General features: G+C 60.8%; 7 protein-coding genes and 2 tRNA genes. 5 read left to right on the top strand and 4 right to left on the bottom strand.

The window, feature by feature from the left end; genetic code table 11:
* Positions 1–401 (top strand): hypothetical protein (locus Q0W88_RS09570; RefSeq protein ID WP_297802834.1); only part of this gene is annotated, 401 nt, incomplete at its 5' end.
* A gap of 10 nt (positions 402–411) precedes the next feature.
* Entirely contained in the window at positions 412–2,754 is a 2,343-nt protein-coding gene (gene pilV, locus Q0W88_RS09565; protein ID WP_297802831.1) for a type IV pilus modification protein PilV, read from the top strand.
* Between the two features lie 73 nt (positions 2,755–2,827).
* Here the strand turns inward: pilV and Q0W88_RS09560 are convergent.
* Positions 2,828–2,904: transfer RNA gene (locus tag Q0W88_RS09560), tRNA-Asn, on the bottom strand.
* 57 nt (positions 2,905–2,961) lie between these two features.
* On the bottom strand, positions 2,962–3,498 hold the full coding sequence (locus Q0W88_RS09555; protein ID WP_297802828.1) for a GspH/FimT family pseudopilin: 537 nt from the start codon (positions 3,496–3,498) through the stop codon (positions 2,962–2,964).
* Positions 3,499–3,612: 114 nt separating this feature from the next.
* Between Q0W88_RS09555 and uvrB the strand changes: the two genes are divergently transcribed.
* The gene (gene uvrB, locus Q0W88_RS09550; protein ID WP_297802825.1) at positions 3,613–5,604 is read left to right on the top strand and encodes an excinuclease ABC subunit UvrB; all 1,992 of its coding nucleotides are present in this window, start codon (positions 3,613–3,615) and stop codon (positions 5,602–5,604) included.
* Positions 5,605–5,652: 48 nt separating this feature from the next.
* Positions 5,653–5,727, top strand: a tRNA-Val gene (locus Q0W88_RS09545).
* Between the two features lie 27 nt (positions 5,728–5,754).
* On the opposite strand, the gene Q0W88_RS09540 is transcribed toward Q0W88_RS09545, so the two are convergent.
* A complete protein-coding gene (locus Q0W88_RS09540; protein WP_297802822.1) occupies positions 5,755–6,543 on the bottom strand; it encodes a hypothetical protein in 789 nt (262 codons plus the stop codon).
* Complete coding sequence (locus tag Q0W88_RS09535) at positions 6,540–7,475, bottom strand: aminotransferase class IV (protein ID WP_297802819.1); 936 nt, start codon at positions 7,473–7,475, stop codon at positions 6,540–6,542. The genes Q0W88_RS09540 and Q0W88_RS09535 overlap by 4 nt, the downstream gene beginning before the upstream one ends.
* A 276-nt stretch (positions 7,476–7,751) precedes the next feature.
* On the opposite strand from Q0W88_RS09535, the gene Q0W88_RS09530 reads away from it, so the two are divergent.
* The coding region (locus Q0W88_RS09530) for a S8 family serine peptidase (RefSeq protein WP_297802816.1) at positions 7,752–8,813 on the top strand (1,062 nt) is incomplete at its 3' end.

Here is an 8,813-nt window from a genome sequence, read left to right as displayed (position 1 = left end):
AAGAACTCGGTGCACAGGTGATCAGCTGCGCGACTTTGAATGCGCTGGGAGCCGCAGCCTCCGGTCTTTACTACATCAAGGGCACCTGCGATCTGCCGGGGCAGGTCGGCTCGGCCAATAATCCGGCGATCGTCGTGCTTGAGGGCGAGGCCAAGGTGAACAACACCGATTTCTTCGGGCTGCTGTTCGTGCGCAGCAACAACAATACGGCGGTATTCAAGGGCGTCGGCAATTCCAAGATCATCGGCTCGCTGGTGGTTGAAGGCGATATCGACATCGCCGGGACCATCGACATCATCTACGACAACACGGCCATCAACTCCGATCCGAATACCCTGCCGGCCAATGCCAAATTCGCGCGGGTCCCGGGCAGCTGGCTCGACGCCACCGAAGGTTTCTGAGGATACCGACATGAACAAGCTTTTTATGAAACGGAAATCCCGCGGTTTCAGCATGATCGAGGTGCTGATTGCCGTGGTCGTGCTCGGCTTCGGACTCATGGCGCTGGCCGCATTGCAGACCAGCATCATCCGCTCTTCGGCTGAAACCAAGGCCCAGACCGTCGCCCTGCAGCTGGCCAAGGACAAGATCGAAGATCTGCGTGCATTCCAGACGCTTGCCGGCTATCAGGCAATCACTTCCGGCAACGATACCGCGACCGAGAGCGCCGTAAGCTATACGCGCGCCTGGACGGTGACGCGCTTCGGTTACCAGGCCAGCACCGGCGCCTTTGCCGCCATCGCAACGTTGACCGGCGCCACCCCGGCCGCGGATGCCAGCGGCGTGGCCTTTACCGCCAACAATGAATACAAACGCGTTGCCGTTACCGTCAGCTGGACCGACGCCAACGGCAACACGCAGAACATCGGCATCGAAGATGCCATCGGCGCAGTCTCGCCCGGCGACGGCGCCAAAATCGTACTCAACAACACGGCATCCTCCGAGCCGCGCTATCCGCGTGTGCTCATCAACGATCCGAGCCTGACGGAAGGCGTCATTCCGATTGCCGTAGGCAACGGTACCGAAACTGCGGCGACCAATCCGAAACCGGAAATCGCCGGCAACAACAACAACCAGCATGTGGTTGAAACCCGTTTCGACGTGCTGACTTATGCCGGCCTGAACAACAATACCGCCCAGGTCCAGTCGCGGGTGGAAACGGTGGTGGTCGGCTGTACCTGCAATGAAAGCAATAAAGACACCGCGGATACCAGCTACCGCCCGACCTATTGGAACGGGTTCCGCTATGCCGCACCGACAGCCGCAAGCTACACCCCGAAGTCAGGCGCCGCGACCATTGCCAACAATGCGCCGCCGCAGAGCCAGTACTGCAATACCTGCTGCCGCGACCACCATGATCCGTCCGGCGTGACCGGGCCGAAGTTCGATCCGCGCCGAACCACGCACACGCATTATAAAATCGTCAACGGCACGCTGGTGGCCGCCGGCGCCAACGATGACTATGTGGAGGCCTGCCGCCTGATCCGCGTCGATGGCATCTTCCGTGTCGCCGCCGACATGAACAACGATTATTTCAATCTGCTCGCCACCCGCAATGACGGCAGTGCCGCAGCCTATGCACCGACCGCCACGGCAACCACCAATTACCAGAACATCGTTCTGGATTATCTGGGCGCCCGCATCGTCAACCAGGGCAGTCCATCGGCGTACAACACGCTGTTGACGGCTTCGGCGGTGCAGGCACTGGAGGCCACCCGCAGCATCAACGATCCGGACAGCATATCCATCCAGCGCACGAATGATTTCAAATGGCTGCACAGCCGCGGCCTGTTCATCGATTACCTCGAACCGGAGGCGCTGGACAAGATCACCAATGCCAAGTCGGCCTGCAACACCGCGGTAACCACGCTGCAGAGTTGCGTGCTCAAATACGTGCCGTTCACCTCGATCAATCTGTCGGAGTTGACCAACTGGACGCCGACCTCCGGCACCCAGCTGGTGGTCACCAACGCCGATTTCGCCAACAGCGTCGGCCAGACCGATCCGGTCCGCGGCAAGGTGGTACCCGGCTCGAACCCGACCAACAACAGCAACCAGACCGCCTATTCATCCATTTTCAGTTCGAACTCTGGCGTAGCCCTGCTGTCGTACACCATCGATACCGACGAAACCACGTTGAACGACAGCCAGGTGTTCGCCATCGGCGGCGGCTCACCGCCGGCGACCGGCGGTACGTATCAGGTCAATGTCACCAACTATACGTTCGGTGCCAGCGCCTCGACTTATCCGAGCTTTACCGCCAATCCGAGCGTAGTCTGCAATTACTCCGCCGGCGGAAATCCGTATAACTGCACGACCAGTACGCTGGGCGCGACTACGCTCAACATCACCAGCTATAACTATGAGGGTGCGAAAATCGCCTACACCGCCACGGGCGGCAGCAGCGGTATCAGTTGCTCAAAAACCACGGGCAACAACACTACGACGATTACCAATATCGGCCTGTCAATACCGGCCTCGTCCATCGCCAATGCGCGGCGCACCTGCCGTAATTTTGCGGTCTCTTCGGTCTCATCAGGAACCATTGGTGCCGTCACCAACAGCGCCAAAGGCAGCGAATCCACCGCCATCAGTCTCACCACCGCCGATGCTGCCGTCATTAACATCGGAATGACGGCGGAGGCATCCACCAATGCCAGTCTGCTCAGCTGTACTTACTCGGGCAATTACAACAGTAACGATACGATTCCGGATAACAAGGTCACCCTGACCTGGTCCAATCCCTGCCAATAAGGCAAAACCCCGCTCCGGCGGGGTTTCTTTTGCGCACAAAAAACCCGCCGTAAGGCGGGTTTTTGAATGTGTCTGGCGCCCGAAGTTGGACTCGAACCAACGACCCCCTGATTAACAGTCAAGTGCTCTAACCGGCTGAGCTATTCGGGCAAGGGGTGTATTTTCGCCCAAGACCGCCCTTGCCGTCAATAAGCGCGGCGCGGCGGTTCAGAAAACGCAGGCCAAGGCGATACGTTCGGCATCCGGCACACCCCGGCGCAGGTTACCGGTATTGCTCACGACCAGCGTCTGGGCCTTGTCCGCACCGCGCCGGTCGCACAGGGTGAAGGTGACATTGCTGCCGGCATTGCCGCCATTGCCCTGGAACACGATCCGGGTCCGTCCGCTACTGCTGATCAGGCGGGCATTCTCGAGTTCGTCCTGGCGCAGGATCAGGCGCTCATCCGGTTCACGCTCGCGGTTGGCATTGGTGTCCAGAAAGGCGATCCAGCCGTTGCTCCAGTCGAAACTGGTATTGCAGCGGATGCCGTCCCAGCTCGGGCAGAGGGTGGCCCTTGAGCCATGCAGTGCCGCTTTATGGGAAGACTGCATCAGACTCGACAGCAGTGAGGCCTGCACGGCGGCCGAATCCCCGGCATAGCGGGCGGACAGGAAGGCGGGCAGCGCCACGCCGGCCAGAATGCCGGCAACGGAGATGCCGATGACGAGTTCAATCAAGCTAAAACCGCGGGAATGACGGGACATGGGTATCCTCCGGAACTGGGAATTTCAGTCTGAACAGGACCCGAAAGTCCGGAAGTAGGTGAAAGCGGGGGCGGGGTGTGCGAAAATCCCCAATTGGCCCCGAAAAAAGATTGCATGGACACCCCCTTCCGTCTGGTTTCCCCGTTTTCGCCCGCCGGCGACCAGCCGCAGGCCATTGAAAAGCTGATTGCCGGCTTCGAGTCCGGCATTGCCGCGCAGACCTTGCTGGGCGTGACCGGTTCCGGCAAGACCTTCACCATCGCCAACGTCATCCAGGCCATCCAGAAACCGACCCTGGTGCTGGCCCCGAACAAGACCCTGGCTGCACAGCTGTACGGCGAGTTCAAGAGCTTCTTCCCCGACAACGCGGTCGAGTATTTCGTCAGTTATTACGATTACTACCAGCCCGAAGCCTACATTCCGGCGTCCGACACCTTCATCGACAAGGACAGCTCGATCAACGAGCACATCGAGCAGATGCGGCTGTCGGCGACCAAGGCCCTGCTGGAGCGTCGCGATGCCATCATCGTGGCGTCGGTGTCCTCGATTTACGGTCTGGGCGATCCGAACGAGTACTTCCGCATGGTGCTGCATCTGGTGCGAGGCGACCACATCGACCAGCGCGAACTGATCCGGCGCCTGACCGAGATGCAGTACACCCGCAATGACGTGGAGCTCAAGCGTGCCACCTACCGCGTGCGCGGCGAAGTCATCGACATCCATCCGGCCGAAAGCGATTACGAAGCCATCCGCGTCGAACTGTTCGATGGCGAGATCGAGAACATCGCGGTGTTCGATCCGCTGACCGGCGAAATCCGCCGCAAGCTGCCGCGCTATACCCTGTATCCGAAATCGCATTACGTGACCACGCGCCGGACCATCCTGGATGCGGTCGAAACCATCAAGGCCGAACTCAAGGACCGGCTCGAATACTTCTACCGCGAGAACAAATTGGTCGAGGCGCAGCGCCTGGCCCAGCGCACCCAGTTCGACATCGAGATGATGCTCGAGGTCGGTTTCTGCAGCGGCATCGAAAATTACTCCCGGCACCTGACCGGCCACATGCCCGGCGAACCGCCGCCCTGCCTGTACGATTACCTGCCGCCGGATGCGCTGCTGGTGGTCGACGAGTCGCACGTCACCGTGCCGCAGCTGGGCGCCATGTACAAAGGCGACCGTTCGCGCAAGGAAACTCTGGTCAACTTCGGCTTCCGGCTGCCGTCGGCGCTCGATAACCGGCCGCTGAAGTTCGAGGAATGGGAACGCCGTGCGCCCCGCAGCGTGTATGTCTCGGCCACGCCCGGCCCCTATGAGCTGGAACACTCACAGGGTCAGGTGGTCGAGCTGGTGGTGCGTCCGACCGGGCTGGTCGATCCGCAGATCGAAATCCGCCCGGTGGCCACGCAGGTCGATGACGTGCTTTCGGAAATCCACGAACGGGTCAAGCTCGGCGATCGCGTGCTGATCACCACGCTCACAAAACGCATGGCCGAAAACCTGACCGATTACCTGGCCGAGCACGGGGTGAAAGTGCGTTACCTGCACTCCGATGTGGATACCGTCGAGCGCGTCGAGATCATCCGCGACCTGCGTCTGGGCGTATTCGATGTCCTGGTCGGCATCAATCTGTTGCGCGAAGGCCTCGACATGCCGGAAGTGTCGCTGGTGGCCATTCTCGATGCCGACAAGGAGGGCTTCCTGCGTTCCACCCGGTCCTTGATCCAGACCATCGGCCGCGCCGCCCGCAATCTGCGCGGCAAAGCCATCCTGTATGCCGACCGCATGACCGATTCGATGAAGGCCGCGATCGGTGAAACCGACCGGCGCCGGGCCAAGCAGGAAGAATACAACCGCCAGCACGGCATCGTGCCGACCTCGATCAAGCGCGAGATCATGGATGTGATGGAGGGTGCCCGCGGCGAAGCGGAGCAGGGCGCGCCCGTTCCGGAAAAAGGCGTGTCGGTGTTGACCGCCCAGCAGCTGGCCAAGCGCCTGAACGAGCTGGAGGCCAAGATGTTCAAGCACGCCCAGAACCTGGAGTTCGAGCAGGCCGCGGCCTGCCGCGATGCCATCGCCCGACTCAAGCAGGAAGCCTTGCTGAGCTGAGATTTGCCGGAAAGCGGGACTTTGTCGTATAATGTCCGTCCCGGATTCGGGCGATTAGCTCAGCGGTAGAGCACTACCTTGACATGGTAGGGGTCACAGGTTCGAACCCTGTATCGCCCACCAAAACAGCCACCTGCAAAGGTGGCTTTTTTATCGGCCCGGCTTCAGGCGGGCGGAATAAAGCCGTTCATAGGCCGGCAGGCAGGCATCGGCGATGGCCTGATGGGCTTTGCTGAGTGTCGGTATACGTTCCGGCCGCGCCTCGAAGCCGGTCGAACGCCAGACCGCGTCATACCAGTATTTGGCCCAGATGCCGTCGCTGTCGCGAGGACCGGCCGGCCAATGCAGCATGCGTTCTTCAAAGGCAATGCCGAAATGCCCGCACAGCGCCTCGAGATGGCCGCGTGGGTCGGTCAGGAATTCGGTGGAATCGATCACCGGCGGTTCTTGCCCGCTACGTTCGCGGATGGCATCGAACAGCTCGGCCTCCTGCAACAGACCGATATCCTCCGGTGCCACCTCGGCGCGCGATTTGATGTAGGACGCGACCACGGCATTGGGATGCCGGATCAGAAAAGCATTGGCCAAGCCATGAATCCATTCAAGGTCCATGCCCGGCAGCAGATGGTGGCTCATGTGCTTCTGGTACCACAGCGGCTTTCCGCCCGGTACCGGGCCGGTCAGCGTTTCGGTCACCCGGCGCCAGTCGCATTCGCCCTCGGCAATGACCTCGGACGCACCCGGATGATCTAGCCCGGTCTGATGCAGGAATGCGGCATACAGCGGCTCGTCGGACACCGTGCAATCGCTGCGGTTCTCGAATGCACGCATCATCGCCGTGGAGATATTGCGCGGCCCGCTCCACATGGCGATGCGCATGGACGCGCGAGTGTCGCGGAAGGCAGGATGCCGTGAGCGACCCAGTCGCAGCACGTTCATGCCAGACGGTCGGCGCCGCGCACGGTCACATCGCGGTCCACCAGCTCGCGGTAAAGCTGCTGAAGACGCAACACCATCGGGCCGGGCAGGGCGTCCCCGATTTTACGGCCGTCGATGTCGCGGACCGGCACCACGCCGGCGAAGGTGCCGGTACAGAACGCTTCGTCGGCACCGTAGACCTGGCTCAGGCTGAAATTCTTCTCGAAACAGGGAATGCCGTTCTGTCGGCACAGTGCGATGATATTGGCTCGGGTGATGCCGCCCAGGCAATAATCGCCGGTCGAAGTCCACACCTCGCCCTTGCGGACGATGAAGAAATGCGTCGAGTTGCAGGTCGCCACGAAGCCGTGCGGATCCAGCATCAGGCCTTCATCGGCGCCCGCCTCGATGGCCTGGATGCAGGCGGTGATGCAGTTGAGCTTGCTGTGGGAATTGAGTTTCGGGTCCTGCACATCCGGAAAGCCGCGCCGCACATGCACGGTGAACAGTTTCAGGCCGGCCTGCAGGGTTTCCGGTTTCGGGGTCTTGTATTCGGGGATGATGACGACCGTCGCCTGGCCGATGCAGGCGCGCGGATCCTGATAGGGCGTGCGCTTGACGCCGCGGGTGACCATCAGCCGGATATGAACGTCATCACGCATGCCGTTGGCCTGCAAGGTGGCGGCTATGGCTTGTTTCATTTCGCCGCGGCTCATGCCGATATCCAAGGCGATGGCTTTGGCGCCCTCATAGAGGCGGTCGAGGTGGGCGTCCAAAAACGCCGGCTGGCCGGCAACGACCCGGAAGCCCTCCCAGACCCCGTCGCCGAGCACGAAACCGCTGTCGAATACCGAGACCGTGGCTTCGGCCCGGGGCTTCAGGCTGCCATTGACCCAGATTTGGATGTCGGCGTTGCGCACATCGTCATGGAAATCGTGAATGCTGGTACTCATGGGCCGGCAACCTGAATGGATTGACCTTACTTTAAGTCAGGAAGAAAGCGGCTGTAAATAGTTGATTGGGAATGGTCGGCGGCAACAAGACGGGGGATGAATCGCCGATTTTGCAAAGAGTTTACATTCGTATGCATTAGCATTCATGAAGGTTAAATATAATTCGGACGCGAATTTGACTTAAGTCCAGATTCATACTATGTTCAGATTCACGGGACGGTCTCGGCCGTATCGTTGCGCAACCATCAATCCATACAATTATTCAGGGGTTTCTTCATGATTCGACTGTCTTTACTGGCTTCGGCCACCATGCTGGCTCTGGGCGTTTCTTCTGCGGCGGATGCCGGCGGTCGCCCGGATCTGGTCAAGCAAGGTCTGGCGCAGGGCAAGCAATATGCTGCCGGCCAAATGATCATTCAATACCGCTCGTTCGCCACCGCCGCCGACAAAGCACGCGTGGGTAAAGCCCTCGGCAACGGCGTGACCGCCGATGTGCTGGCCCGCAAAGGCAGCAAGCAGGGCGTTTACGGCGACATCGAACTGGTCCGCTTCAATTTCCCGGCCGGCACCCAAATGTCCGCCAAGCTCGATGCCATCCTGAATGACCCGGCGGTCGATTTCGCCGAACCGAACTGGCTGGTCAGCCATGCCGCCACCTCCAACGATCCGGAAGTGACTGCCGGCAAGCTGTGGGGCATGACCGGCACCTTCGGCTCACAGGCCTCCGTGGCCTGGGCCGCCAACAAAACCAATTGCTCCAGCGTGGTAGTCGGCATCATCGATGAAGGCTATATGTACACCCACGTCGATCTGGCCGCCAATGCCTACAAGAATCCGGGTGAAAGCGCGACCGCCGACGGCGTCGATAACGACGGCAACGGTCTGGTCGATGACATCTACGGCTGGGATTTCGACGGTAACAACAGCTCCGTCTTCGATGGCGTGGGCGATGACCACGGTACCCACGTGGCCGGCACCATCGGCGGCGTCGGCGGCAACGGCATCGGCGTGGCCGGCGTGTGCTGGAACGTCAAGCTGATGAGCGCCAAGTTCCTCGGCAGCCGCGGCGGCACCACCGCCAACGCCATCAAGGCCGTGGATTACTTCACCGGCCTGAAGAACAAGGGCGTGCCGATCGTCGCCACCAATAACTCCTGGGGCGGCGGCGGTTTCTCGCAAGCCCTGCAGGACGCCATCAGCCGCGCCAATGCCGCAGATATCCTGTTCATTGCCGCCGCTGGCAACAGCGGTGCCAACAATGACGCCACGGCTGCCTATCCGAGCGGTTACAACGTTCCGAACGTGATTGCTGTGGCCGCTCTGGCCAGCGATGGCAGC

Source organism: Arenimonas sp. GDDSR-1 (assembly GCF_025980345.1).
Classification (GTDB): Bacteria; Pseudomonadota; Gammaproteobacteria; order Xanthomonadales; family Xanthomonadaceae; genus Arenimonas.
The sequence above is the reverse complement of the archived record's forward strand: the minus strand, read 5'-3'. Positions and strand labels throughout refer to the sequence as shown.